Source organism: Cysteiniphilum sp. QT6929, assembly GCF_030035755.1.
Classification (GTDB): Bacteria; Pseudomonadota; Gammaproteobacteria; order Francisellales; family Francisellaceae; genus Caedibacter; species Caedibacter litoralis.
The window spans coordinates 684,291-710,989 of record NZ_CP103983.1 but is presented as its reverse complement, the minus strand read 5'-3'; the positions used below and the strand labels follow the sequence as shown (position 1 = coordinate 710,989).

Below are 26,699 nucleotides of genomic sequence, written 5' to 3'. Positions count from 1 at the left end.
AATAAGTTTTGATCAAATGTCAATTTCTTTTAGGTTTTTTAGAAAAAATTTGATAGAATGCTGCAAAATTTCGACATCTGTATTTATCAAATCGTGCTGATTGATGCCTGAACTGATCAGGTAATCAAAAGGTATTGAGATGTAAGATATATAAACAAAAGGGTATATAAAACGATGGCATTAGAACATTTGCTGCATCCGACAACAGTGAATAATCTCGAGAAAAATGATAAAGAAGCAAAGATTATTTTGGAGCCTTTAGAGCGTGGTTTTGGATACACGCTTGGATTCTCATTAAAGCAGATTTTAGCTAATGCATTGGCAGGAGCTGCATTAACACGTGTTAAGTTCAATGATGGTGATGATCTATCGGTTAAACTGCCAACGGCTGAAACAATTGAAGAGATTTTACTTAATTTGCAAGCAATTGAGTTTAAGCTTTCACCTGAGCATAAATCAGCTGAGATTGCGATTAAACTTTCAGGTAAGGCAAAAGATATTTATGCAGCAGATTTAACGGTTTCTGAAGGCTTAGAGATCTTGAATCCTGATGTTTATATTTGCCAATATGAAGGTAAAGAAAAACTATCAATCGACGGGCAAATTAATTTAGGTGTCGGTTATGTTGCTGCAGAGCAAGCGTTTGCTGATGGCTGGTTTATGTTAGATGCGTCTTATTCACCGATTGTAAGTTGCACATATAATGTTGAAAATGCGCGTGTTGCTCAAAAAACTGACTTAGATAAATTAATTCTTGAGATTAAAACAGATGGTAGTTTAACACCGTCTGAGGCATTGAGTTTGGCAGCACAAAAAATTCAAACGCAAATGTCAAATATCGTCGATGAAGCAGAGTTAGCAGAGCGTCTGTATGTTGAAGAAGAACCGCAAATTGATCCATTCTTATTGAAAACAGTTGAAGAGTTGGATTTAACGGTGCGTTCAGCAAATTGCTTAAAATCAGAGAATATTCGTTATATTGGTGAATTAGTACAGCGCACCGAGTCTGAACTGATGAAAACACCTAACTTTGGACGCAAATCGTTAAATGAAATCAAAGAAAAGCTTTCTTCTTATGGTTACTCATTAGGCACCATCGTTGATGATTGGCCAAAAGAGTTGATCTAAAACAAACATTGGCTGAGCGTTAGTCGAAGCCATATATTCCTTTTGTCTAATATCTTCCCTTCGACTTTGCTCAGGGTACGATAGGCGTTTTCTGAGCATTAGTCGAAGCCTAAATTCATTTAATTTTATTTTTTTATATCGTTAGCTGTGGTAATTTAAAGACACCTTAAATCTAAAAAATCACCACATGTCGTCATTAGTTCAACCCAATCTTTTCTCACGTAAGCTTTTTAAGGGCTGGTTCTTTTTCTCATTAGCGGGTATTTTCTTTTTATATGAGTTTTTTTGCCGTGCTTCATTTGGCTCGATGAATACTGTTTTTGCTCATGACCTTAATTTAGATGCATTAACGGTGAGTAGTATTTCATCAGCGTATTTTTTGGCATATTCTTTAATGCAACTGCCGGTAGGAATACTGATTGATCATTTTGGCGTGCGCAAGGTTGGTACTTTTGCCATTATTGTTACCGCGCTTGGTGCTTTGCTATTTAGCTTTGCAACCACAGCAGCTGTCGCTTGGATTGGGCGTTTTGCCATAGGCTTGGGATCTGCATTTGCTTTTGCGATGATGTTTAAGATCATTCTCGATTGGTTTCCGCATCAGCATTTAGGTGTTATGGGTGGTATGACGCAAATACTTGGAATGATTGGTCCTATTCTAGCGGGTGCCCCTTTTGTACTAATGCTTGTTGTGACCGATAATGACTGGCGATTAATCTTCCATGGTGTATTTGTTGCCGGATGTGTTTTGGCGTTGTTTTTCTTTTTATTTGTTAGAGATAAATCTAAACGTCAAGTAGATAAGATAGAATTAAATAACAAGAGTACATTAACAGTTAAACAAAAACTTGTGATGTTAATCAAAATAAAGCAGGTGTGGTTAATCGCGATCTTTGCTTTTTTTGTTTATCCGGCGGTTGAAGTCATTGGTTCAATGAGTGGTGTTGGTTATTTGGAGCATTATTTTAGCCAAACGATATCCGCAAGTACAGTATCATTCGTCTGGCTTGGGCTAGGTCTAGGTAGTCCACTCGTTGGACTATTATCAGATAGATTAGGTAGGCGCAAATACGTGCTTTTAGGCTGCGCTGTATTTGGTGTCGTTATTAGTTTGCTACTTAATTGGCTAGCGATTGATAGCTATGTGATATTTTCAATTTTAATGTTTTTGCTTGGGGTTGCAGCAGGTGCGCAAACCTTATCTTTTGCCATTATGATTGAGAATGTTCCCGCCTCATTAACGGCAACTGCTGTGGGGTTTAATAATATGTTTGTGTTATTAGGTGCTTGGGCTGCGCAGAACGTCACCGGTATTGTGTTAAATCAATTTTCTAAGGGTGGCGAGAATATCAGTGTTCATGGTTATCAAGTCGCACTTACTATTGGTTGCACTGTGTTTTTTGCCATTGCGTTTGTTATTGGATTATTAACAATTAAAGAGACGTATTGCAAACGTTTGCCGACTTTGCAGGAATAAAGCTTAAGATCACGGCAATAATTAGCCCAATTAAGATAGGCAATAGTGCCGTTTGAAATCCGCCTAAGGTGTTAGCGTTACACTGATAAGCTGATTGATACCAGCTTAAAATCCAACCGATTAAAGGTTGCAGTATCGGACCACCTAGTCCAATAATGACCATGTTTGTAAAGCCCATTGCCATACCTTGAGCATCAGGATGAGATAGTTTCTCAATCGAGGCAAAGGGTAGAATATAAGCACCAGAACCAAAGCCAAGTAGAAAAAGCAAAATATTGCCAAGATAAAAAGGAATTGCGATATATAAAAGGATGATAAAGCTAATCAGTGCGAGCACGCTAAATAGTTGCATAACATGAATACAGCGAATTTTATTAGCAAGCCAACCACTGGATGCAGCTCCTAATGCTGCCCCAATAAAAATCAGTGCCGTAGCATGTGATGCATGACTGCTTTGTTCAGGATAAAGCACTTGGATAAAGCCAATACTCCAAAGAGAAGCGAAGGCGCTGATAATGGTAAAAATTAAACCACCAAATAAGCTATAACGCCATACGTCACTATTCTTCAATAATGCCACAAAATGCTTTAAGGTATGTGTTTGACAGTTGTCTTGTTTTTGTGATTTACAGTATTCATGCGCATTTCCTTTAACGAAAATTAAAATCAAGGCAGCAAGCACTAAACCAATAACAGCGCAGATAATCATCGCGGTGCGCCAACCATAACCATTTATCGCATGTTCTAGAAAGTAATCGCCAGCAGCACCGCCTAGCATGCCCATCATTTCAATCAGACCTGCGACAATAGTGAATCTCTTGGGAAACCAGCGTGCAGCAAGATACATCGCACATGCAACGCCTGGCGCACTTGCAATACCCATGATAATCCGCGAGATATTCGCAGTGGCAAAGCCTTCAGAAAAAGCAAAACCTAATGTGCTTAGACCTAAGATAAGTGCGCCAATAAATAAGGTTTTCTTAGGTCCAATTTTATCAATGATAAAACCAGAGGGGATTTGCAAAAGAATATAAGGGTAAAAAAAAGCAGAAGATAAAAAGCCGATCTCAGTGAGGTTAATGCATAAATCACGCATTAATGTTGGCACCATTAAACTGGTTGAGCCTTGCAGCAGGAATTGATAGAGCACAAAAAAGCCGCCAAGAAAGCAAATCCAAGCGGCAAGTATATTTCGTTGTCTGATCATAAGTTTATCGCTAGCGCATTTTTTTCATTTTTTTAATGTGCCTTTTATACTGAAAAACAGATCAAATGTCGAAGAGTGTTTTAAGTTTTCATTAAATGTTGTTGCTTACACGAGATTCTTATTAACCAGTTCGGCAAGTTGATAGGTGATTACATAATAAGCTTGCTCGTCAGTGATATGGAACTGCGGATCTTGCATATTGTTATTAATGTTTTGTGAAAGCATCGTTGATAAGGTAACCATTAAGCGTGCAAACACGTTATTGTCCTGAGTGTCTTTAATGTTATTGTAATCTGATGCTAATGGAATATTTTTTTGACCTTCGGCTGTTGAGATTAAAAGAAAGTTCAGCGCATTTTTAGTGTCATTAAAGCCAGATTTCTGCAGAGCATTGTGTACCATATCTTTTACTTGATCAGGAATTAATTTAATCTCAATGGTCTTGCCCAAAAACTTAAAGCTGTAGCTTAAATTTAGGAAATCATTAATAGCAATATCAATATCGTTAGTTGCTTCAGATAGCTTTTGAACTTTTGCGTTACTTTGTACGTTCTGCAAAGCAGAAACAACCATGTTTTTATTGATAGAATAAACTGCTTCAACTGCCATATCACGAGCTTGATAATAGCTATTAAAGGCATCTGTTGGAATGCTATAAGCTAGAGTGTTTAGCTTGACATAAAAGTCTTTGGTTTCATCAATGCTTTTGCCTTTTTGCAAAACATTAACGCCGTTAACAGTCAGGTAATTTAATAAGTAATTAAACTCATAGGCTTTGTGCTCTCCTGATTCACCATTTAGGAAGGTAACGCGATGGTCCCAAGCTGCCTGTAGCTCAGTGTATGCTTGTGTTAGCGCCTGATCCATCTTGTCAAGCATCGGATAATTATTAACAACTGCTTTTAACGCGTTGGTAAAACCAGCAAGATTATCTGACATGTTATATAGATCTTGAGATGTGTTAAAAGCATTATATTGTGGTGCTGTTATTGAAACTAAATTGGCAGTATTGACAACGGCAGCAATATAGTTGTTTGCTTTGGCATTTTGCACTAATTTTTTAAGTTGTTGAATGTTTTCAGTACCTTCTTGATCTGAAAAGCTTACATCGTTGACGTGTGTAACTGCTTTCGCAACATCATTAGATATTACATTTTTTGTTGCAAAAGCTGTTGTTGATAACATAAAGCTGCTAGCAATTATTAAACTTAATTTTTTCATTTTCTTCTCCGTGTGTTTGTGTTGCGGGGAGAAATTTACTGTTTTTTGATCAGTTATGGAAATTAGTATTCCTAATAGGGGTATTAGTTTTTTAAATAACTAGGACTTTTGCGCTAAAATCCTGTGCGTATTTAAGCTTTGCATGTGTATAATGCATTTACCTTTTTCCAAGTAAAGTAGTCATGAAATTTAATAAAATCACTGCATGTACACTTGCAATTTTAAGTATCAGTACCTTGGCAGGGTGCGCGTCAACCAGTAATTTCTTTCGTAACCGTGATTTTGATTATGCGCGTCAACCCGTTGAACAAAACAAGCCATTGGAAGTACCAAAATCAGTTTCAACGGATCCTAATATTCACCCAGCACTTGTAATTCCTGAAGGGCAAACAAGCTTTACTAAGAATCAATTATCTCAGGCGCAAAATGCGATGTTACCACCTAATTTCGCATCGAATTATGATGTGAGTACGGTTGAGCAAAAGCAGCTTTATGTTGTTACAACGAAATTAAACTATGATAAAGATAATCAAGCTAAATTAGTTATTTATGAACCACACGCGGTGACATGGATGATTGTGGAATCGGCATTAAAAGATAAACTGCCGAATGTGACACTTGAAAAAGCAGACAAAGATAATAATCGCTTTGTGGTTAAAGACAAAGCTTCTGGCGAGTTTTACTATGTGTTTATCGCGCAGGTTAAAAATGAATTTAGACGCGCTGAGTTATCCTTGTTTAATATGGATGAAAAACCTGCGGTCACTAAGGAAGCAAGTAGCATTGTTGAGCAAATCCAAAAATCAATAGAAGGTCAAAAAGTCACTGAAGAAACTTTAGTCAATGCACAGTTTGGTTTTATCAATAGTGAGAATGGCTTAAAGTTCCAGCTTTATACCAAGGATGAAGTTGTCTCTATTGTCTTTGTTGGTGATGAAGCGCTAGCAAGAAAGACCTTGGAGAGTGCATTAAAAGCAGCAGGCTATAAATACGTTGCCTATGATGCTAAGGAGCAGACGATTCTATTTGAAGATAACAAAGATCAAAGCTACTTATTGTATTTGTATCCATATACACAAAATGGCTCGATATTTAGTGATATGAGTAATTGGCGTAACTTCTTCAGAGAAGAGCAAAAACAATTAAGAGTTTCATTGTTTGATACCAAACAAGTATTAATTCCAGTGGATAAGGCAAAGCCGATTTTATCTGCGATTGCATCACATATCCCACTTAAATAACTAGAAAGTAATAAAAGGATAATGAAAATGGTTAAAGAATTAATATACCAAGGAAAAGCTAAGTCCGTTTATCAGAGTGATGATGCCGATTATGTTATTATTGAATATCGTGATGATGCCACAGCATTTAATGGTGTTAAAAAAGAAGCGCTGAAAGATAAAGGGCGTGTTAACAATCTTTTTAATGCTTATATTATGCAAAAGCTTGAACAAGAGGGAGTGAAAACGCATTTTGTTAAAACGTTAAATAATAATGAAAGTTTGATGAAACGCCTTGAAATGATCCCTGTTGAGTGTGTGGTGCGCAATTATGCAGCAGGTGGGATTTGTAAACGCTTAGGTCTTGAAAAAGGCATGAAGTTTGATAAACCGGTGTTTGAATTCTTTTTAAAGGATGATGCGTTGGGTGATCCAATGATTAATACATCGCATATTTTAAGCTTTAACTGGGCAACTGCATCAGAAATTAAGTTTATGCGCGAAGCCACTTTCAAAGTCAATGATATTTTATCTAGCGTTTTTGATGAAGCTGGATTGTTATTGGTTGACTATAAGCTAGAGTTTGGACGTTTTAAAAATGAGATCCTATTGGGGGATGAGTTTAGTCCAGATGGTTGTAGATTGTGGGATAAAGAAACAAAAGAAGTGTTTGATAAAGATCGTTTTCGCCAAGATCTCGGTGATGTGATTGGTCACTATAAAACGGTTGCTAAACGTATTGGCTTGGTTTTATAAGCTTTTTCAATCATCAAATTTTTTATTTTCACGCTCATAAGAAATTTCAACTAACTTGTCATTAACAAATTTAAGTTTGGTTTTATTCTCGATGGAAGCCGTGGCTTCAGGTGTTTTATAATATAGCGATGTGCTGTTATGTTTCTTAGAGCTTCTGGTAGAACTAGCCTCACCACAGGCTTTAGTGACTTCAGCTTGAGTCTGCCCTAAGTTCAATACGCTCCCATTACAGTTTAATTGAATGGTTGGCGTGGATGTGGGTGCTTTGCTGTCTGTGGCAGCGTAAGTGCTGGTGCCAATAAAGAGCAAGCTCGCTGGAATAAGTAACAAAAAAGACGATTTCTTCATAAGTATTCTCCTTAGTTGATAAATTATGCGAGGCACTCTTAAGCGTAGAATATCATTTTAATTCGTCAAGATTTTATTGTAAGGAAGTCCCAATATTGAGCATTGTTGATATGCATAATCAGTAATCAGCTGACCAAAAAATTGCAAGCGCCAACCACTATTTAGTTTATTGCTACCCATGTGTTGAGGGTTAATAAGCTTTTGATAGAGAAAGTGCTTGAGCTCCTGCTTTGATGAAACTAATGCTATTGGCAATTGCTGTTTCTCAGCGATTTCAGCTAGGTATTCAAAGCACAGCAGTAAGAGCTCTTTGTTGATTTTAATTCGTGTGCGCTCAATCAAACTCATATCATATTGAGTGTTTGCTACATGTAATAGCTGGATAAGCTCAGCGCCAAAACGCTGTACTTTCTTATGCGACAGAATATGTTTTTCGGCAATAGTTTGCAGATCTTGAGGGTTTAACTTAGCCAGGTTGACGAGCTCTTGATCTGAAAGTACATAACGCGTTACCCAATTCCTACTTTGTGCATACGCTTCGCGCCAAATTGATAATTGGATTAAATGCGTGCGAGCAGATGCACTTAGGCGTGCAAGATGATGCTTGAATTTTAAGGGAGCATCTTGTGTGTTATTAAAATGCATCTTTTGGATAAATTGCATCTCTTCTTCAAAAGCCTTCGACCATGGTGTTTGTTTAAGCTTATCTGTTAGTAATTTTTGACATTGAATTAAGGAGATAACATCAGATGTGGCATAGGCTATTTGCGCGCTAGATAAAGGGCGCTTACGCCAGTCAGACATCTTCTCATCTTTATTTAAATCATCAAACCCTAAATGATTTAGCGTGTTACTAAGTGACAATTGATGATCATGTCCCAGAAATGCCATAGCAATTTGCGTATCGAATATGCTATTAAACTCACAATCTAAGTAATGTCTCAAAATTTTGATATCATTCTCGGCTGCATGCATGATTTTAAGTGTGTGCTTACTTGTAAAGAGTGGGTTAAGTAGTTGTAAGTTAATTTCAGCTGATAAAGCATCAATCAAATAGATATGATCGGTTGTTGCGATTTGGATAAGGCATAACTCAGGATAATAGGTATTACGCCAATAAAATTCAGTATCTAGTGCTATTATTGATTCTGCCATCAATAGCGGCATAATGTGTTGTAAATCATTGCTATTTGTAATCATTGAGGGTGACTGTCATCTTACAAATGCTTTATCTTACAAACAAAAGTTAGAAATACAAGTAAAATAAGCTCAAATTGCTACAGCAACATTGGAAGTTTTACGCTATACTATGGTCAAAATCTCACAAGTGAGTATGCGTATTGATCAGTGTGGTCTTTGAGCTTTTGACGCAAAACGTTTAAGCTAAAGCATAAAGTAGATAGGCGTATTTCCTTAGGAGGTGACCTAAAACATGGGAGCAAGGTAATGATAAGAGTGCTTTTGGTTGATGATCATGATTTGGTAAGATTAGGGATTAAGAAGCTGTTAAGTGATGTCAATAATATTGAGATTGTTGGTGAAGCAGCCAGTGGTGAGGAAGCGATTACGCTAACTTCTAAACTGTTACCTGATGTCATTTTGATGGATGTTAAAATGCCTGGTATGGGTGGCTTGGAGGCGACCAAACGCATTGCCAAGACTTATCCGCAGATTAAAATTTTGGTTGTGACTGTTTATGGTGAGGAGCCTTATCCAACACGTGTATTACAAGCAGGCGCTTCTGGCTATATGACTAAAGGGGTTAGCATTGATGAGATGATTCAAGCGATCAAAACAGTGTATGCCGGAAGACGTTATTTGTCACCTGAGGTTGCCCAGCAACTTGCTTTAAAGCACTTAACGCATGATGATGAGTCACCGTTTGATGTATTATCAGAGCGGGAAATGCAAGTGTTAATCATGATCACAAGCGGTCAGAAGGTCAATGAAGTGGCAGATCAGCTGTGTTTAAGTCCAAAGACGGTTAATAGTTATCGCTATCGCTTGTTTGAGAAACTAGGTATCGATAGTGACGTTGAATTAACGCATATGGCGATTAGACATAAACTGATTGATGTTGAGAGCAACAAAGAATAGTACTTTTTAGTTTATTCCTATCTATAAAAAACTATGTTTCACTCAGACGGCTCTGAAAATGCCAAGCAAGCATTTGATTTAGATTCCTTTTTAAAGCATTTAACAACGCATCCAGGCGTTTATCGTATGTATGATAAAGCGCATACGATTTTATATATTGGTAAAGCTAAAAATCTCTATAAGCGTGTTAATAGTTACTTTAAAAAGGGCGCTAAAGATATCAAAACACAGACGTTAGTTGAACAAGTCGTGTTTATTGATGTCACGGTGACACCCAGTGATTATGATGCTTTCTTGTTAGAGAGTGCGCTAATTAAGAAACATAAGCCTAAATATAATATTCTATTCAAAGATGATAAAAGTTATCCTTATTTGCATTTAAGCGATCATGTGTTTCCAAGGTTGTCTGGTTTTCGCGGTAAGCCGCGCAAGGCAGGACAATTTTTTGGTCCCTTTGTCTCATTATCATCAATGAAAGAAACATTGATTATACTGCAAAAGCTTTTTCCCATTAGGCAATGTGAGGATAGTTATTTTAATCATCGCTCACGCCCTTGTTTGCAATACCAGATTAAGCGTTGCAGTGGTCCTTGTGTAAATAAAATCAGTATTGAAGACTATAAAATGCAAGTTGATCTTCTGGCGAAATTTATGAATGGTAAGCTCACTTCAGTATTGGAAGAAATTTCACAGAAAATGCAAGATGCTGCGAATGAAGAAAAATTTGAGCTTGCCGCGCAGTTACGTGATCAATTGGCACTACTGACCAAGCTACAACAGCAACAATTTCTCGATAAAGTCAATAATAAGCGTTTGCACGTACTGGGTGTTTTACAGGAAGTCGATAAGGTGTGTATTACATTGGTTAGTATTGAACAGGGTAAAGTGGCAGATGATAAACATTGGTTTATTAGTCAAAATGGCAGTACGTTGACGGATATTTTAGAGGCTTTTTTATCACATTATTATTTGGCAGAACCGCGAACAATTTGGCCTGAAGAAGTTATTTTGCCGAAGGAAGTTAAGGTATCAGGGTCGCTACTTATAAGTATTGCACAAAAGGCTGAGCGACAAATTAAATGGATTACAGAGGCGATTGCTGATAATGCCAAATGGCAGAAGCTTGCTTTAATGAACGCACGTCAAAAATTACAAATGAATTTGCAATCTAAGCAGCAATTTATCAAACGGTTTGAAGCTTTAGCAAAGTGGCTTAATATCCCTGAGATTAAACGTATTGAATGCTTTGATATTAGTCATCACCAAGGTGAGGCAACGGTGGCTTCATGTGTTGTCTTTGACCAAAGTGGCGCATTAAAATCTGCACACCGACGTTATAATATTGAGGGTGTTACGCCAGGGGATGATTATGCAGCCATTGCGCAAGCGGTCACAAGACGCGTTGAATCAGGGATAGAGGCAAATAATCTGCCAGATGTTATGATTATCGATGGCGGTAAGGGACAGATCAAAAAGGCTGAAGATGTACTGAGGCAATATAATCAGCAGCATAATATTAAACTCTTGAGTCTTGGCAAGGGGATTGAGCGAATCAGTGGTAAAGAGGATATTTTTCAAGGTTTTAATGATGAAGTGTATCATTTGCCAGAGCATGATTTAGCCTTTTTGTTATTAAGACAAATTCGTGATGCAGCACATGACTTTGCCATCAAAGCGCAGCGTAAAAAACTAGCAAAACGCCAAACTGAATCCGTACTTGAGTCAATTGAAGGGGTGGGTAGTAAACGCCGACAAGCGCTTTTGAGGCACTTTGGTGGTTGGCAAGAGTTATCACGCGCTTCAATTGATGAGATTGCAAAGGTCAAAGGCATTAGCTCTAAGCTTGCTGATCATATATGGCATGCGTTTCGTTAATTATGCTTTGATATATTCATCGGCCTTCGTTAGCCAGCGTCCTATAATTTGCTCAATAGTTTGAGGGTAGTTCTGTATAAGCGTATCCGCGATAGTAGCAACTTCATCAAATAGATTTTGGTGTTGACTTAAATCTGCGACTTTAAACTGGATATCACCGGTTTGGTTTTTACCAAAAATATCTCCAGGGCCTCTCAGTTTAAGATCTTCCTCAGCAATGATAAAACCATCTTGGGTTTGGCGCATAAGCTCTAAACGCTTCTTAGCGGTGAGTGATAAGGGGGATTGATAAAGCAAAATACAGTTACTTTCCTTGTGCCCACGTCCAACGCGACCACGTAACTGATGCAGTTGAGACAAACCCAAACGCTCAGCATTATCGATAATCATAATATTGGCATTAGGCACATCAACACCAACCTCAATCACGGTGGTCGCAACTAAGATATCTAGCTCATGCGCTTTAAATTGCTGCATAATGAGTGCTTTTTCCTTAGCCTTCATCTTGCCGTGAATAAGACCAATGCGTGCGCTTGGCAACATTTCTTTGATGGTTTCAAAGAGTGATTCAGCATCTTGCAGTGTCACTAACACTTCGGATGATTCAATAAGTGGACAAACCCAATAGGCTTGCCCATCGGCATTGATATGTGCTTCAAGTTTATTGATTAGTGTTTGCTTTTTATTTTGATTTAACACACTGGTGGTGATTGGTTTGCGATTAGGTGGCAGCTCATCAATGATCGATAGATCAAGATCACCATATACGGTCATTGCCAATGTGCGTGGAATAGGGGTTGCCGTCATTACAATTTGATGGGGCTGCCAATTGTTACTTCTTGATTTATCGATTAATGCCAAACGTTGTTCAACACCAAAACGATGTTGCTCATCAATAATCACTAATCCAAGATTAGGATAATCAATGCTTTGCTGAAACACTGCATGCGTGCCAACAATAACGCAATTATGCTGTGTCTGTATTATCTTAAGTGCGTTCTTACGCTCTTTTGCAGTTAATTTTTGAGCGATAAAGACAACAGGAATATCAAAAGGACTAAGCCAGTTACTTAGATTATGATAATGTTGCTCTGCCAAAATCTCTGTGGGTGTCATCATCACTGATTGTAGGTGATTAGCAGCAGATTGAATCAAACAAGCGCTGGCAACAATGGTTTTACCTGAACCGACATCACCTTGCACAAGGCGTGAGCATGGTTTGGTTTTGGTCAAATCAGCAAAAATCTCAGCAATAACACGCTCTTGGGCTTTGGTTGGAGCAAAAGGCAACTGACTGATAAACTTATCAAGTAATTTAGGTTTGATTTTTATCTTTGCAAACGGTGCTGATTGATTGGTTAGGCGCACTTTTTTCGCATTAAGGTTATGTGCCAGCATTTCCTCAATCGCTAAGCGATAACGAGCGTGCGTGACGCGCTTAATGGACTGCTCAAAGTCACTGTTTTGTGGGAAATGAATATCCATTAAAGCGCTATTAATATCCATAAATCCATGAACTTGCAAGATCGCAGTAGGCAGCAGTTCTTTAAAAGATATCGATGATTTAATCTGCTTTATTAGTTTATGGATAACTGTCGAGCTTATACCTTCAATTGTTGGATAAATCGCAGTAATTTCCCCGCTTAAAGTTTCATTTTGATCATTGATAATTTGCCACTCAGGGTGAATGACTTCAATGCCGTGATGGGTATGGTTAATCTCACCAAAGCAGCGAATAATTTTACCCTTTTGCAGTAGCTTAGTTTGATTGGGGTAAAACTTAAATAAATGCATTTTACACATGCCGGTGTCATCAGAGAAATAGCAATTAAGATGCTTTTTGCCAAAGTTGTTGATATTCACTTGGCGAATAACACCTGATATTTGCTGCTTTTGCCCTGAAACAGTCTGTCCAATCGGTGTAATGGTGCGTCGATCTTGATAGTCTTTGGGTAAATGAAGTAACAAATCCCACAGCGTGTGAATGTTGGCTTTATTAAGCTTTGCTAATGTCGATTTACCAATGCCTTTTAAGCTTGAGAGATCTTCGGACATGCATTTACCTAAAGAACGAACCGAGTTTATTGTTTAAGGCATTTGTAAGTGCCTTTTCAATAATGGGCTGTAGGTTTTTTTGCAGTTGAGCTTGATTAATCGCGGCAGTAAATTGCTTGTCTTGATAGTTTAGACTATATGGGATAGTCAGGCTTGGGGTGCCTTTGATATGAATCGAAAGTGGGTAGTTTAACTCGTGTGTGCTTAAGTTTATTTGTCCAGAGCCTGTGACCCTAAACTCTGGGGCTTGCCAATTGATCGAAGTTGTCTTAAGTTGGTTATTGTCAATATGACTTTGAATGCTAAGTTGTTTTAATTGTGTGCTTTTGTTTGGATCAGCAACAAGTTTATCCTTAGCAAGAAGCGGTAGTAGTTGAGATTTCAATGTTTGAAAGGCGCTACCAATACCATCGCCTTGATCAACAGCGCTTAATAGATTGTGTGTTGAAGAAGCAATCGCATTAAGATCAATACCGATAAGATTAGCACTTTGAGCATTGATGCTAATGTCAGCTTTTGCTACTGAGTCATTGTGTGAAAGTGCAAAGTTAAGTGCAAACGAATCTAAGTTGACTTTGAAACCGTTAAGATTAACTATTTGTGTTAATGCAAGATAGGGTGCAGTGAATTGTCCTTTAAATGAAAGCTTAGGTTTGAGTACGATTTGACTGATATTACCTATGAGTAGCTGATCTTTGATTTTCAAGCGAATATTATCAATATTGTTGAGCATATTATTATTGTTCAGATAAATACTGGGCACTTTAAGGCAAACGGGCAAGTTATTAAGTATCGTTTGTATGCTTAAATCCGTAATTTCAGTGCTGTTAGTGTGTGGGGTTAAAGTTAATTGAATATTTAGCTGCTTGACATCGTTGGTTAACTCAGTGCTCACGCTATAGCGTTGATGTTTTTCAATGATATTCAAAAGAGATGCTTTAAACTGTTGATGTGCAGCACTAATTTCACCGTTTTGTAGCGTTAAAGACTCAAAAGGATTGCTCGGGTGGATAAAAAAATCAAGTGGGTTGATTTTAATCGTTGCATCTTGCCAATGGCTTGTGAAGGTGCCATTTTGTGCGTTAATAGTGACCTCTTTAGCATTAAGCTGCATTGATTTTAGCGAGAAATCCAGCGATCCATTAAGCACAATGTGGATATTGGGGTCATTGTTTATTTTGCTGTTGATCCAAGCTTTATAATCATTAGGGTTGAAAATAAATATCAACCAGATAAACATTAAAATAATCAACAGTGCAATAATGCCGACAATACTAAGTAAGAGTTTTTTAATCACACACATATTCCTTCGTAAAAGTAAGAGATGTCAAATTCATTGCAGAAAGACCATAATTCTATTTGGCTTCGCGCATAATGTTTTTTATTATGTTGGGAATTATTTTAACGAATATTTACATAGCGCCAAGCGGATTATGACAAAAAAATCTATAAAATTATTTACATTACTTATTCCTATGACCTTATTAGCTGGTTGTGGGCAAATGGGACCTTTGTATTTGCCAAAGGATGATACTGCGACGGTCGCAAAGCCCACCGAAACCTCTAATGCAACAAAGACAAGCGCTACAGCAGCGCAGTCGGCAGATACTAGCAATAATGATAAGCCATCGAATAAATCAGTTGATACAACAAACAATGATGATAAAGATAAGCAAAGTGCTCAAAGCAATACAACATTACCATCAACTAATGAGCAGACGACTGATGATGCAGAAGCTAAGCAGGATATACAAAACACCGAAAGTCAGCAAGATCAGCAGGGTTCAAACAGTCTGCAAAATCAAAGTGAATAAAAGATAAAAAAACAACTAAAAAAAATAAAAACAAAACAATTGGAGTGAGTAATGACAAAGAGGCTAACTGCTTTAGCTGTATTGATAGGAACACTTAATGTAACAGCAGTTTATGCAATGAGTCCTGATGACGCACAAACCATGGCACAAAAATATCGTGCCTTAGCGCAAAGCTATGAAGATTTAGCCAAACACTATCAGGCAATTGCCGATGCTGGTAGCGTTAAAATTAAGCAAAATGATACAGCACAAAACACAAAAACAGCTACTACGGCTACACAAGCGACAGATAGCGCAGCAGCAAATGCTAAAGTACCCGTTGCCAGTGCCGCAGTTCTTAGTCCTTGGAGTGATTCACTGCAAGAGCAGAAAAAACCAGTAGCTCAGTCAGTGCAAGCATCTAAATCAAGTGCAGATACTGCGGCAACATCACAGGCGCAATCTACGTCGTCACTTAGTAGTTTAAATCTGCCAGAAGGCATTGCTAATGATGATGCAGTATCACAGAAAAAGCCAAACATAGCCATTGCAGACCCTTGGAAAGGTACGAGCTTTGGGTTGGGTGGTAGCATTGTCACAGGGAACTCTGCAGCAACTAACTATAATGGTAATGCCAATATTAGTTATAACCCGATTATCCCATGGAAAAACACATTGGTGATGAGTTACTTGTATAATCGCGATGATATGCCCGATGGCAAAGGCGTTAAAACCAATAAGTTCCAAGCAACAGGAACGACTTCATGGAATTTTGATAAGAACAATGGTATTTATGGCAGGATTAACTACTTAAATGATCAGCTTGATACATACAGTTATATTTTGTCAGAATCTATCGGTTATCAGCGCCAGTTGTATAGTAATGATACGATGAGCCTTACATCATCGATCGGTCCGAGTTTAACGCAACAGAAGGTCAAGGATACCGGTGAGTTTTCCAATGCACTCGGTGCGCAAGGTGGACTTGATTATGTGTGGAACTTTACGGATACCTCAAGCTTTAAACAAAGCATTTTAGTCAACTGGACAGCAGATGATGCAACGACTTATCAGACCAATAGCACCTTATCGACAGAGATTTATAAGAATCTTATTTTGCAATTAGGCTTCCAAATCAATGGTAGCAGTTGGGCAAGCTCCAATAAGAAACGTGTTAATACTGTGACATCAACAACGATTGCGTATTCGTTTTAATAAGTTACCCTAGAGTTGAGTGTTAATTAAGCTTCCGCTGCTTGTATGGTGGTTTTTTGAAGTAGGTCAAAATAGTATTGTTTTTGATTGTCGCTGATCCAAGATATGTCAAAAGAGTTTTTGACTAGCTGTATGATATGTTCTTTGGTTAGCTTCCCTTCTTGTTGTAGAAGTATTAGATTCTCATTGAGATAGGCATTAAAATAAGAAGGGTCATCGGAATTGATGGTAACTTTAATTCCTTGACTAAGTAGCTGAATAATTTCTTTGCTAGTCAGCGAGTTGACAACATATCTGTTTGATACAGGGCAAACCGTCAAACCAATATTTTTATTTATAAGTTCAGCACAAAGCTTGTTGCTTTCTAGTACATTAATACCATGGTCAATACGATCTGCTTGAATGTCCTCAATGGCTTGGCGAATATGCTCAATTGAGTTCTCTTGATTAACGTCACAATGAACGGTGACTTTCAATCCCATTGCTTTAGCTTTTGCAAAAACTTCTTTAAATTTAATGGGTGGATTATTTTTTTCATTAGAATCTAATCCCACTCCAATGATTTTGCTTAGATATGATTCAGCCATTTTTAAATGTTCAAAAGCAGACTCTACAGAAAGTTCACGTAAAAAGCACATAATTAAGTTTGAGTCGATAGTTAATCTGGATTTTGCAATTTCTTGTGCTTTGGTTATGCCATTGATAATTGTGCTAAAACTTATTTCTCGGCGAGTATGCGCTTGAGGGTCGAAGAATATTTCAGCATAAACAATGCCATTGGCTGATGCTTGTTCAAGATAAGCATAAGTGAGCTCATAGAAATCTAGCTCAGTCCTTAGAACATTAATGCCGGAGTAATAAATTTCTAAGAATGACGGCAAATCATGGAAATTATAGGCTGCTACCATATCCTCAGGTCTTTTATATTTCATTGAAATATTATTTCTTTGAGCAATTAAAAAGGCATGCTCTGGTTCTAGGGTTCCTTCAATATGGACGTGAAGCTCAGCTTTTGGTAGTTGTTTAATAAAATCGATCACATTAATCCTTAGTTTAGGCTATAAGATAACTTTATGGGCATTCTAGTCCAAAACTGTGCTTGTAGTAAAATGATTGTGTAATTTTGATTAAGGCTATTATCTATTATTATGATTTGGAAGTAGAGCTGGCATTCGTTGGTGTGATCTCTTGTTTGCCAGTTAACTTTAACTCATGATTATTAGATGATGATTGCGTGTCAGGTTTGTCACCGGAAGAAGCGTTATACTTTTCTAGCGTGATACTCTGCATCTGCACAATAATATTACTTGCCACTTGTGATTGTAGGCTGTTGTAAATTTGTTGCTGTTGTGAGTTATTACTTAGCTGTTGTGTTGCATTCGTTGTATACGTTTGCTGTGCAGAATTGCTTTGATCTTTGAGGATAACTTGATTTTTGTTATTCAAAATATCATAACTCACGGCATAGCTCATGATGTAGTCATTGGAAGATGCGCCACCGGTGATGCCCACTAAGTGACTGCTTTGTGCGGCAGACTTAATGTGAATAATAATATTCGCATCTTTGGCCGATGGGACAACTTCAGCGCCAGTGGATGTGATCACAGAGTTTAAGGCGTTAATAAAGCTAAAATCGCTGCCATTGTAGCTGATATATACTTTTTGCATAAACTTAGGCATGCCCTCATTCCAGCCGCGTAAGTGAAAGCCGCAGCCATAAATTAAGGTAGCAAACAATGCGATAAGTAATAATTTAAGATTAATGTTTTTAAAGCGTAAATAATGCATGATCCATTACGCTCCAATCACTAGATTCATTAATTTTTTCGGCACGTAAATCGCCTTTTTAATTGTTTTGCCTTCAAGAAATTTGCTGACCACTTCATCGGCAATAACTATGGCTTCAATCTCTTTGGCAGTAAGCTCACTAGAGACATCAATTTTGGCACGTAATTTACCATTGACTTGTACCACTAGAGTGAAGTTGTCACTAATAAGTGCTTGATCATCAATTTGCGGGAAGCCTGCATTTAAAATATCATCACCAAAGTGAAGCTCTGACCATAAGGATTGTGCAATGTGTGGGGTAAATGGCGCTAATAAACGCAGCAGAATACTCACGCCTTCAGTGATAACAGCGCTGTTCTGAGCATTTTGTAAACTATTAAAAATCTTCATGCACGCTGAAACAACCGTATTAAACTGCATCTTATCAAAATCAAAAAGCGCCTGCTTTAACACGCTATAGATTTCAAAGCGCACCTTTTTATCATCATTACTTAACTTATCAAGGCTCAATGTGTATTTTGGATCAATCTTGTCATGATTGCTATGAATATAGCTCCATATTTTCTTTAAAAATCGATGTGCTCCTTCTACACCTGAATCAGACCACTCAAGTGATTGCTCAGGAGGAGCAGCGAACATACTAAATAAACGCACGGTATCAGCACCGTACTGTTCAATCAAAGCTTGCGGGTCAACCGTGTTGCCTTTTGACTTTGACATTTTAGCACCATCTTTTAGCACCATGCCTTGTGTTAATAGGTTGGTAAATGGCTCGCTACTGGTGACAAGACCAGCATCACGCATCAATTTATGGAAAAAGCGTGCATATAACAGATGCATAATTGCATGCTCAATACCGCCAATATACTGATCGACAGGCAGCCAGTAGTTGGCTTCATCATCAAGCATTTTATCAGCTGTTGGGCAGGTGTAGCGTGCATAATACCATGAAGACTCCATAAAGGTGTCAAAGGTGTCTGTTTCACGTGTTGCTTTACTGCCACATTGTGGGCAGGTTGTTTCGTAAAACTCAGGCATTACTTTAAGTGGTGAGGTAGCACCTGTTAATGTGACATCCTGAGGTAGTTTGACAGGTAGGTTTTCTTCTTTTTCAGGGACTATGCCACAATTTTCACAATGAATCATTGGAATAGGGCAGCCCCAGTAGCGTTGGCGCGAAACACCCCAATCACGAATCCTGAAGTTGGTTGTAATCTCGCCCTTGTTGTTGGTAGTTAAATACTTGGCAATTTTGCTAAAAGCAGTATCAAAATCAAGACCATCAAATTGCCCTGAATTAATCAAAGTACCTTTTTCGGTAATCGCGCCTTTGCTAAGGTCAGTATTGCCTTCGGTGGTTTCAATGACTTGCTTTAATGGGATGTTATATTTATGTGCAAATTCCCAATCACGCTCGTCGTGCGCGGGTACCGACATCACAGCACCTGTGCCATAGCTCATTAAGACAAAGTTGGCAATCCAGACTTCAACTTTATCACCAGTAATAGGGTGTGTCGCATAAAAAGGTGTTTTAATGCCAAGCTTTTCTTGTGTGGCAAGATCGGCTTCCATGGTCGAAGTTTGCTGACACTGTTTAATAAACTTAGCAATTGCAGCATTTTCTTTTGAAGCTTGTAATGCCAGTGGATGCTCAGCAGCAATTGCCAGATAAGTCACACCCATTAAGGTATCAGGACGCGTGGTGAAAACATCAAGTTTAGTGCCATTGACATCAAATGTTATCGTTGTGCCTTCAGACTTGCCAATCCAATTAGTCTGCATGATTTTAACCGCATCAGGCCAGCCTTTTAGTTTGTCTAGATCTTGTAAAAGCTCATCGGCATAGTCCGTGATTTTAACAAACCATTGAGGGATTTCTTTTTTCTCAACAAGTGCACCTGAGCGCCAACCACGACCATCAACAACTTGTTCATTGGCAAGCACGGTTTGATCAACGGGATCCCAGTTAACTACTGAATTTTTGCGATAGACTAAGCCTTTGTTGTAAAGCTCAATAAAAAACCATTGCTCCCACTTGTAATAACTATCATCACATGTTGCAACCTCGCGATCCCAGTCATAACCAAAACCTAAAGATTGTAACTGCTTTTTCATATAAGCAATATTACTATATGTCCAATCAGCGGGTGCTTTTTGATGTTTGATAGCAGCATTTTCAGCCGGTAAACCAAAGGCATCCCAGCCCATAGGTTGCAATACATTTTTACCAAGCATGCGTTGATAGCGGCTAACGACATCACCAAGGGTATAATTACGCACGTGCCCCATATGCAGTGTACCACTTGGATAGGGCAACATCGACAAGCTATAAAACTTTTCTTTGTTAGTATCTTTAACGGCTTTAAAAGATTGATTGTCTTGCCAGAAGGCTTGGATTTGCTTTTCTAATTGGGTGAAATCATAAGTTTGTTGCATTCTATTATCCAATTGTATGTTCTAAGTAGCGGTAGAAAGTATTTACTAAATTGTCAGTATGTTAGCGAAATTTTTAAGAAACGACTAGTGTCAATAGTGTTTATCTTGCGTTACTGTTGTTAATGCTTTAACTTTTATGGCGCAATATTAATAACAGCGGATGAAACAATACGTAGTTATGAGCACGTCAGAACGCTCTTTTAAAATAAAACATTAATAAAAAACAAAGGAAACAAGATGAAAGGAAAATATATAACATTATTAGCTTCAATGTCTGTAGCTACCAGTATCGGGCTATCACAAGCAGCTACTGATCAAGCTTCAGTGAAGTCGTATAATGATCAAACAATTGCTAAAATGCATAAAGCGCAAAACCTGTACTCACCCGTTGGTTATTGGTTGCAGTATACCGATGGTGATAAACAAGCACAGTCAATTTTGCAAGTTTACAAAGGTAAAGATGGTAAGCTTGAAGGTAAGATTATTGTTCCTTTTGTTAATATTGTGGGTGACAAAGAACAAGTGCCTGATGTTTCGTGTAAAAACTGTGGTAAGGGTGATGAAAACGGTTATAAGTTTGACTATTCAAGTTATCCAAACAATCAAGTGCAAGGCTTGAAAATAATGTGGAATTTCAGCAAAGATGGTGACAAAGATGGATCAGATGGAGCGTTATATAAAAGCGGATCAATTTTGGATCCATCAAATGGCAAAGTCTATAGTTGCAAGATTCAAACACAAGAAAATGGCAAAAAGCTCTATGTGCGTGGTTATGTTGGTTTCTCATTATTTGGACGCACGCAATATTGGTATCGTATTGATGAGCAGGAAGCATTGCAATGCGCTAAAGTCTGTGGCTTAACCAAAGATGGGCATTATGCTTATGCTGACAAAACAGGAAAAATTACCAATGAGAAATTATGGCAGCAATGTTCAAAGATTACTCTAAAAGCCAATGGTTTGTGTAATTTTGGTGCTTAATTGTGAAGTTTGTGATCAAAAAACAAAAATTAGCTGTGTGCAGAATAAATAAAATTTGAAAGTGAGATCTTTTTTCAATAGAATCTCGTTTGAATTTTGGATTCTAAGGATTATGGAGTGAATACGATGAATATGAAAAAAAAGTTAAAGACCAAGTCAATTTATATGCTGCCAGCATTACTATCTGTTGGCTTACTCGCAGGCTGTGCTAGTTCAAGTAATGTTAGCTATGTAGATCCGCAGGGTGTTGATACGACATCGATTAATTTCAACTCAACAGACTTGCAAACGACAACGCAGAAAATGGTTGGTGGCATGCTAGCATCTCCAGCGATTGCACGTATTACAGCGGGTGGCAAGCAGCCGATTGTATTCTTTAGTACGATTAAAAATGAAACCGCAGAGCACATTAATACTGGTATGCTAGCGAATACTGTGTCAACTGAGATTATCAATAGTGGTAAATTCCAGTTCACTGATATGTCGCAAGTCAAGCAAATGAAAGAGCAGATGGATTATCAATCGGAATCTGGTATGGTCGATCAAGCAACGGCGACAAAGATGGGTCAACAAATCGGTGCACAATATATGATTTATGGCAGTATTGCCGATATGCAATCGATGAATAGTGACCAACAATCTTTATTCTATTTGATTACATTAAAAATGATTGATCTAAAAACAGGTATTATTGTTTGGCAAGATCAAAAACAAATTCGCAAAGTACAAAAGCGCAGCTCTTTTGGCTGGTAACCTACCAACACATAGGTCTCTATGTAAATATTAATTGCTGGATTTACGCACTTCAGAAAAAACTATAATTTTATAAACACCCCGTCAGCCTCCGGCTGCCACCCCTCTTGCAAAGAAGGGAATTAGGCAAAGGTTGATTCTGTATTCCCCTCTTTGCAAGAGGGGTGCTTAAGCTTGCGAAGCGGGGTGTTGAAATAGAAAAAGTCCGTAACTTCAGTTAATTTTACTTTCTATAGTAAATAAGGACTTTTATGAAACTAAAAGCAATTGCTGCCACTTTGTTTATGATGGCAGGTGTTCATGTATATGCCACACAGCAAAATCAAGCAACTACCGATGCACGTACACCTGACGCAAAAACACAGCAGAAGGTGGAAACAACGCCTATTGAAAGCACAATAAATCAAGTAGCCGCTAAAGATACACCTATTTCAGAGGTGGAAGATCAAGATGATCGTACTGCTCAAGAAGTTATTATGGATAAGGTGGGTGCTTATATCGCTAGTAATGGGTTGAATTTTAATAACGAAGATACGCGAGTGTATTCTGCATACGCTAAAGTGGCTAAAGGTGATAATGATAATAACGCGATGAATGCGACGACTTTGCAGCTTGCATTTCAAGAGGCGATGTTAAAAGCGCAAGCTGAACTGGTAAACAGCGTGGTTAGTAAGAACTTAACCAAAATAGTATTTGAGAGCCATCAAGATGATAGCTCAAATAAATATGACATTGATAATGACCAATTGCCCGGAGGTGGTGATGGTTTTTGGAGTACGATGAGCTCCTTGTATCATAAGTATATTGCGATAAAGAGTAATGATTTAGATAAAGAATTAGCAAAGCAAGGTGTTGATGCTGAGAAAATTGCTCAAGATCCGATGCTTAAAAAACAAGTGGCATTTCAGAAAATGTTGATTGAAGCGTATAAAAATGCTTATTTGGAAGTTGCAGGTTTGCTGCCGTTAAAGACATTTGTCGTGACTAAAGATAATCAGCAATATGTTGCAGTTATCGCGTTATATTCTGAGAAAATAAGGACTTTGGTAACAGATGTTAAATCAGGTAAAGCATCATCAATACATTATCAAAAAGGTCTGAGTATCAATGAGGTTGTCAATAAATCAGCCAATGTGCTGAAAAATGATTTTGGCATTCGTATTGTCTTTGATGAGTGCGGTGAACCGGTTATCTTATCCTATGCGCAATTTGGTTATCAACGTCGTGGCTCAGCTAACTCTCTGGATATCGCAGTGGCGCAGGCACGCGCAGTTGCTGAAGCAAATTATGCTAATTTCTTAAACTCATCAATGACGACCAGCCAGTTGACAAAATTAGGTAGAGAAAGTGCTGAGTATGTGTTTAGAAATCTCACTACTGGTAAAGAAAACATTAAATCAACAAACAACCTAATTAATATGCTTGATAGTGAAATTAAAAACACGGCAAGCACGTCATTATCCGGTGTGCAAGTGGCAAAAACGTGGCGTTATACACAAAAAGGTAACAATGATGCTGTTTATGGTGTTGTGCTTGCGTGGTCGCCAACAAGTATGCATTTAGCGCAAAGCGTTAAAGATTTTAATGCAAATGCATATAATCAAGCACAGCAAAAAGACCATGCTGATAAGACAAACGTGGCAAATAAACAAAATAAACAAAACAGTAAAGCGATTGTGAGCGAGAGTGAAGACAATCCTTATTTACATCAGTTTTAAGTGAGAATCGATAATGATTAAAAAAACGATATTAGCACTTTCATTGCTTCCTGCGGTGCTTTTTGCACAGGTGACGGAAGTGTCAAAAAATGTCACAGGCGTTGGTAAGACTTATGACAAGGCTTTAAAAAGCGCCTTAGTTCAAGCAGTATCGCAAGTCAACGGTGTCGATGTGTCATCAATTGAGCAGTCGATTAATAAAACTTTTGATGCGAATATTGATGCCAAAAGCAGTGACTATGGTGATTTAAAGGCAGATGTTAAGCTATCAAAAAGCTATGAATCGAGCATTAAAACCGCAACCAAAGGCTTAATCAATGGCTATGATGTGATTGATAGCAAAGAGGTTGATGGTGTCTGGCAGCTAACGGTTGTTGTCAAAATGAGCGAATATCAAAGTATTGATGAGCGTGAGAAGTTGAAGCTTTACTCGATTGCATTAACACCTTTTCATTTCATGCCTGGATCAATTAATGGCTTAATTGGTTTAGAGCAAGTAAAACCAATGATTCAAGAGGCATTGCAAAACCAGTTTGTCCAGTCACGCAAGTTTAATGTGGTCAGTCGCAGTGCTGAAGATTTTGGCGCATATAAGGATGAAATGGCAGTGCTGGAATCAGGGCATGCCAAGCCAGCTGAAAAAGCGCGTATTAAACAGTTAATTGGTGCTGATTTTATGGTAGTTGGTGATATTGCAAGCTTTGATTTTTATCAAACCAAAAAAGAATTTTATGGTGAGGATTTCAAAACATGGCATGTTGGTTTGGTCATTAACTATCGCGTCATTGAAACGGCAACGATGGCAATTAAATGGTCAGATAGTGTTAAAGTTTACTTGCCGTCATCTGATGTTGCAAAAGAGATGAATTCAGAAAACACAGCGGTAAATGCGATCGCACAGTCTTTGTTTGACAAAGCAGGGCAGCAGATTGCTAATGAAGTGATTGGGTTGATTTATCCATTGACGATATTAACCGTTCAAGGTAATGATATATATCTTAATCAAGGTGGCGCGCGCGTGCAGGTGGGACAAAAATTTGAAGTGCGCGGAAAAGCAGATACGGTAATCGATCCAAGTACAGGGGAGCATATTCCAATACAAGGTAAAAAGCTTGCTGAGCTTGAAGTGATGAGTGTGACACCAAAATATGCAATAGCAAAAGTGCTTTCAGGTCAGGCTAATACGGTTGTTAGAGGTTTACAGGTTTATCCTATAAAGTAGTGATTTGGGTTAAAGAGAATGGCAAAAATAATTAAAAATAGCGGGTTAAGTCTATTCTGTGTTAGCACGTTAATGTTATCAGGGTGCGCGACTTTTTCAGCGTCCTATCCCAATAAAATGAAGCAAGTAAAGGCAGATGCGACAAGTGGTAATATATCGGAAGCACAAAAGGCATTTATTGATGAATTTGGTGATAAGCCGACAACTGATAACTTATATTTATTAGAGCAGGCGCGTTTAGCGCAACTAAATGGTAATGTCGCCGAGTCTAAGAAAGATTATCAAGCAGTCATTCAAACCGTGGCAACGAGTAAAATGGCAGCGAAAGTTCAAGTATCTAAAATGCTAGAGAATATGGGTGCGGTACTCACCAATGATCGTGAGCTACCATTTTCAACGCCTGATTATGCAATGACATTTTTATATCCGTATCAGGCATTGAATTACTTATCTGAAAATGATCTAAGTGGCGCGCTTGTGGCTATTCGTCAGTTAAGTAATGCACAGTATTGGACGTATCAGCAAAAATTAATGGCAGGAGACTTGCAAAATAAATATCAAAAAGATACGAGTAAGGCTGGGGTTGATCAAGATAAGCTAGGGCTTAACAAATCGACTGAAATCAATCAGATGTTTAGTGCGGTCAAAGATGCCAGTAACGCCTATGAAAATGGCTTTGGCTATTATCTGGCAAGTATTTTATATCAAGCATTTGATGGTAATTACAATAATGCCTTTGTCTCGATCAAAGATGCCAAAAGACTTTTGCCTGATAATCCTTATGTCTTGAGGACTTATAAAGAGATTGAAAGCGGCTTTAATGGCGGTAACGCCTATGCATCTGGTAAAGGGCGTTTGGTTGTGCTTTATGAGCAAGGTTTTGTCACTCCAAGAGAGGCATTTAAACTGCCACTTTTTTTAGGGAAACTTGGTTTGCAAGAGGTTGCGGTAGCCTACTATCCATCAAAGTACACTTTGTTACCTGCAAAAGATTTATATATCACACAAGATAAAAAAATCATCGATAAAGGGCAGACCTCATTGTTGGTGAATACCACGCAAATGGCAATGAAATCATTAACTGAAGAGTATCCTGCGATTATTACCCGTGAAGTGATTCGCTTGGTGGTAAAATCACTAGCAACTTATGAGGCGAGTAACCAAGCCGGTGGCTGGGGCTTGTTAGCAGGTTCCATATATAGTTTTATGACCGCGCAAGCCGATGAGCGCAGCTGGTTGCTATTGCCTAATAATATTCAATTATTTGAGCAGCAATACACGCCAGGAAAATATACGCTAGATATCGCATTAAAAGAGACACCAGTTGACATTAAGTCAAATAAAACAACATTACTATGGATTGTAAATATGGGTGATTTCACGAAAGTATATCATTTTATTATTTAAGA

General features: G+C 38.1%; 22 protein-coding genes. 13 read left to right on the top strand and 9 right to left on the bottom strand.

What is annotated here, in order from left to right; translation table 11 throughout:
* Nucleotides 1-174: 174 nt before the first annotated feature.
* On the top strand, nt 175-1,128 hold the full coding sequence (locus NYP54_RS02975; protein WP_151193227.1) for a DNA-directed RNA polymerase subunit alpha: 954 nt from the start codon (nt 175-177) through the stop codon (nt 1,126-1,128).
* 187 nt (nt 1,129-1,315) lie between these two features.
* Entirely contained in the window at nt 1,316-2,605 is a 1,290-nt protein-coding gene (locus NYP54_RS02970) for an MFS transporter (protein WP_283157103.1), read from the top strand.
* Here NYP54_RS02970 and NYP54_RS02965 read toward each other — a convergent pair.
* Nucleotides 2,562-3,812, bottom strand: a complete 1,251-nt coding sequence (locus tag NYP54_RS02965; protein WP_283157102.1) for an MFS transporter — start codon at nt 3,810-3,812, stop codon at nt 2,562-2,564. The two genes, NYP54_RS02970 and NYP54_RS02965, sit on opposite strands and share 44 nt — an antisense overlap.
* A gap of 105 nt (nt 3,813-3,917) precedes the next feature.
* Nucleotides 3,918-5,033, bottom strand: a complete 1,116-nt coding sequence (locus tag NYP54_RS02960; protein WP_283157101.1) for a hypothetical protein — start codon at nt 5,031-5,033, stop codon at nt 3,918-3,920.
* A 182-nt stretch (nt 5,034-5,215) separates the two neighbouring features.
* On the opposite strand from NYP54_RS02960, the gene NYP54_RS02955 reads away from it, so the two are divergent.
* Together NYP54_RS02955 and purC are read left to right on the top strand one after the other, a co-directional pair.
* On the top strand, nt 5,216-6,274 hold the full coding sequence (locus NYP54_RS02955) for a hypothetical protein (protein WP_283157100.1): 1,059 nt from the start codon (nt 5,216-5,218) through the stop codon (nt 6,272-6,274).
* Between the two features lie 27 nt (nt 6,275-6,301).
* On the top strand, nt 6,302-7,009 hold the full coding sequence (gene purC / locus NYP54_RS02950; protein ID WP_349293347.1) for a phosphoribosylaminoimidazolesuccinocarboxamide synthase: 708 nt from the start codon (nt 6,302-6,304) through the stop codon (nt 7,007-7,009).
* A 6-nt stretch (nt 7,010-7,015) separates the two neighbouring features.
* Here purC and NYP54_RS02945 read toward each other — a convergent pair whose 3' ends face one another.
* Together NYP54_RS02945 and NYP54_RS02940 are read right to left on the bottom strand one after the other, a co-directional pair.
* Nucleotides 7,016-7,357: a DUF2845 domain-containing protein gene (locus tag NYP54_RS02945; protein ID WP_283157098.1), complete on the bottom strand. Its 342-nt coding sequence runs from the start codon at nt 7,355-7,357 to the stop codon at nt 7,016-7,018.
* 57 nt (nt 7,358-7,414) lie between these two features.
* A complete protein-coding gene (locus NYP54_RS02940; RefSeq protein WP_283157097.1) occupies nt 7,415-8,557 on the bottom strand; it encodes an HRDC domain-containing protein in 1,143 nt (380 codons plus the stop codon).
* A 246-nt stretch (nt 8,558-8,803) separates the two neighbouring features.
* Between NYP54_RS02940 and uvrY the strand changes: the two genes are divergently transcribed.
* Together uvrY and uvrC are read left to right on the top strand one after the other, a co-directional pair.
* On the top strand, nt 8,804-9,454 hold the full coding sequence (gene uvrY, locus NYP54_RS02935) for a UvrY/SirA/GacA family response regulator transcription factor (protein ID WP_283157096.1): 651 nt from the start codon (nt 8,804-8,806) through the stop codon (nt 9,452-9,454).
* A 33-nt stretch (nt 9,455-9,487) separates the two neighbouring features.
* The gene (gene uvrC / locus NYP54_RS02930; RefSeq protein WP_283157095.1) at nt 9,488-11,329 is read left to right on the top strand and encodes an excinuclease ABC subunit UvrC; all 1,842 of its coding nucleotides are present in this window, start codon (nt 9,488-9,490) and stop codon (nt 11,327-11,329) included.
* Here uvrC and recG read toward each other — a convergent pair whose 3' ends face one another.
* Together recG and NYP54_RS02920 are read right to left on the bottom strand one after the other, a co-directional pair.
* Complete coding sequence (gene recG / locus NYP54_RS02925) at nt 11,330-13,384, bottom strand: ATP-dependent DNA helicase RecG (RefSeq protein WP_283157094.1); 2,055 nt, start codon at nt 13,382-13,384, stop codon at nt 11,330-11,332.
* Between the two features lie 4 nt (nt 13,385-13,388).
* Nucleotides 13,389-14,681: a hypothetical protein gene (locus tag NYP54_RS02920; protein ID WP_283157093.1), complete on the bottom strand. Its 1,293-nt coding sequence runs from the start codon at nt 14,679-14,681 to the stop codon at nt 13,389-13,391.
* A 136-nt stretch (nt 14,682-14,817) separates the two neighbouring features.
* Here NYP54_RS02920 and NYP54_RS02915 point away from each other — a divergent pair, with 136 nt between their 5' ends.
* Both NYP54_RS02915 and NYP54_RS02910 read left to right on the top strand, forming a co-directional pair.
* Complete coding sequence (locus NYP54_RS02915) at nt 14,818-15,198, top strand: lipoprotein (protein ID WP_117001996.1); 381 nt, start codon at nt 14,818-14,820, stop codon at nt 15,196-15,198.
* 51 nt (nt 15,199-15,249) lie between these two features.
* Nucleotides 15,250-16,392 (top strand): DUF481 domain-containing protein, encoded by a 1,143-nt coding sequence (locus NYP54_RS02910; RefSeq protein WP_283157092.1) that lies wholly within the window; start codon nt 15,250-15,252, stop codon nt 16,390-16,392.
* Between the two features lie 26 nt (nt 16,393-16,418).
* Here the strand turns inward: NYP54_RS02910 and add are convergent, their stop codons facing one another.
* The 3 genes from add to leuS form a co-directional block, all read right to left on the bottom strand.
* Entirely contained in the window at nt 16,419-17,432 is a 1,014-nt protein-coding gene (gene add / locus NYP54_RS02905) for an adenosine deaminase (protein ID WP_283157091.1), read from the bottom strand.
* Nucleotides 17,433-17,538: 106 nt separating this feature from the next.
* Entirely contained in the window at nt 17,539-18,180 is a 642-nt protein-coding gene (lptE, locus tag NYP54_RS02900; protein ID WP_283157090.1) for an LPS assembly lipoprotein LptE, read from the bottom strand.
* Between the two features lie 6 nt (nt 18,181-18,186).
* Nucleotides 18,187-20,616, bottom strand: a complete 2,430-nt coding sequence (leuS, locus tag NYP54_RS02895; protein ID WP_283157089.1) for a leucine--tRNA ligase — start codon at nt 20,614-20,616, stop codon at nt 18,187-18,189.
* 237 nt (nt 20,617-20,853) lie between these two features.
* Between leuS and NYP54_RS02890 the strand changes: the two genes are divergently transcribed.
* The 5 genes from NYP54_RS02890 (at nt 20,854) to NYP54_RS02870 (ending at nt 26,697) form a co-directional block, all read left to right on the top strand.
* Nucleotides 20,854-21,597, top strand: a complete 744-nt coding sequence (locus NYP54_RS02890; RefSeq protein ID WP_283157088.1) for a DUF2147 domain-containing protein — start codon at nt 20,854-20,856, stop codon at nt 21,595-21,597.
* A 165-nt stretch (nt 21,598-21,762) separates the two neighbouring features.
* Entirely contained in the window at nt 21,763-22,350 is a 588-nt protein-coding gene (gene lpoB / locus NYP54_RS02885; protein ID WP_170137191.1) for a penicillin-binding protein activator LpoB, read from the top strand.
* Nucleotides 22,351-22,601: 251 nt separating this feature from the next.
* Entirely contained in the window at nt 22,602-24,068 is a 1,467-nt protein-coding gene (locus tag NYP54_RS02880) for a DUF6844 domain-containing protein (RefSeq protein ID WP_283157087.1), read from the top strand.
* Nucleotides 24,069-24,081: 13 nt separating this feature from the next.
* The gene (locus NYP54_RS02875; RefSeq protein WP_283157086.1) at nt 24,082-25,290 is read left to right on the top strand and encodes a CsgG/HfaB family protein; all 1,209 of its coding nucleotides are present in this window, start codon (nt 24,082-24,084) and stop codon (nt 25,288-25,290) included.
* A gap of 117 nt (nt 25,291-25,407) precedes the next feature.
* Nucleotides 25,408-26,697, top strand: coding sequence for a hypothetical protein (locus NYP54_RS02870; protein WP_283157085.1), 1,290 nt, complete (start codon nt 25,408-25,410; stop codon nt 26,695-26,697).
* Nucleotides 26,698-26,699: the final 2 nt, after the last annotated feature.

What these genes read in the sequence shown, in the direction of transcription:
- NYP54_RS02975 (WP_151193227.1), top strand. Translation starts at nt 175, where the DNA reads ATGGCATTAGAACATTTGCTGCATCCGACAACAGTGAATAATCTCGAG.
- leuS (WP_283157089.1), bottom strand. Translation starts at nt 20,616, where the DNA reads ATGCAACAAACTTATGATTTCACCCAATTAGAAAAGCAAATCCAAGCC.
- NYP54_RS02890 (WP_283157088.1), top strand. Translation starts at nt 20,854, where the DNA reads ATGAAAGGAAAATATATAACATTATTAGCTTCAATGTCTGTAGCTACC.
- lpoB (WP_170137191.1), top strand. Translation starts at nt 21,763, where the DNA reads ATGCTGCCAGCATTACTATCTGTTGGCTTACTCGCAGGCTGTGCTAGT.
- purC (WP_349293347.1), top strand. Translation starts at nt 6,302, where the DNA reads ATGGTTAAAGAATTAATATACCAAGGAAAAGCTAAGTCCGTTTATCAG.
- NYP54_RS02945 (WP_283157098.1), bottom strand. Translation starts at nt 7,357, where the DNA reads ATGAAGAAATCGTCTTTTTTGTTACTTATTCCAGCGAGCTTGCTCTTT.
- NYP54_RS02880 (WP_283157087.1), top strand. Translation starts at nt 22,602, where the DNA reads ATGAAACTAAAAGCAATTGCTGCCACTTTGTTTATGATGGCAGGTGTT.
- NYP54_RS02915 (WP_117001996.1), top strand. Translation starts at nt 14,818, where the DNA reads ATGACAAAAAAATCTATAAAATTATTTACATTACTTATTCCTATGACC.
- uvrY (WP_283157096.1), top strand. Translation starts at nt 8,804, where the DNA reads ATGATAAGAGTGCTTTTGGTTGATGATCATGATTTGGTAAGATTAGGG.
- NYP54_RS02910 (WP_283157092.1), top strand. Translation starts at nt 15,250, where the DNA reads ATGACAAAGAGGCTAACTGCTTTAGCTGTATTGATAGGAACACTTAAT.
- NYP54_RS02955 (WP_283157100.1), top strand. Translation starts at nt 5,216, where the DNA reads ATGAAATTTAATAAAATCACTGCATGTACACTTGCAATTTTAAGTATC.
- uvrC (WP_283157095.1), top strand. Translation starts at nt 9,488, where the DNA reads ATGTTTCACTCAGACGGCTCTGAAAATGCCAAGCAAGCATTTGATTTA.
- NYP54_RS02960 (WP_283157101.1), bottom strand. Translation starts at nt 5,033, where the DNA reads ATGAAAAAATTAAGTTTAATAATTGCTAGCAGCTTTATGTTATCAACA.
- NYP54_RS02970 (WP_283157103.1), top strand. Translation starts at nt 1,316, where the DNA reads ATGTCGTCATTAGTTCAACCCAATCTTTTCTCACGTAAGCTTTTTAAG.
- NYP54_RS02940 (WP_283157097.1), bottom strand. Translation starts at nt 8,557, where the DNA reads ATGATTACAAATAGCAATGATTTACAACACATTATGCCGCTATTGATG.
- NYP54_RS02965 (WP_283157102.1), bottom strand. Translation starts at nt 3,812, where the DNA reads ATGATCAGACAACGAAATATACTTGCCGCTTGGATTTGCTTTCTTGGC.
- lptE (WP_283157090.1), bottom strand. Translation starts at nt 18,180, where the DNA reads ATGCATTATTTACGCTTTAAAAACATTAATCTTAAATTATTACTTATC.
- NYP54_RS02870 (WP_283157085.1), top strand. Translation starts at nt 25,408, where the DNA reads ATGAAGCAAGTAAAGGCAGATGCGACAAGTGGTAATATATCGGAAGCA.
- NYP54_RS02875 (WP_283157086.1), top strand. Translation starts at nt 24,082, where the DNA reads ATGATTAAAAAAACGATATTAGCACTTTCATTGCTTCCTGCGGTGCTT.
- recG (WP_283157094.1), bottom strand. Translation starts at nt 13,384, where the DNA reads ATGTCCGAAGATCTCTCAAGCTTAAAAGGCATTGGTAAATCGACATTA.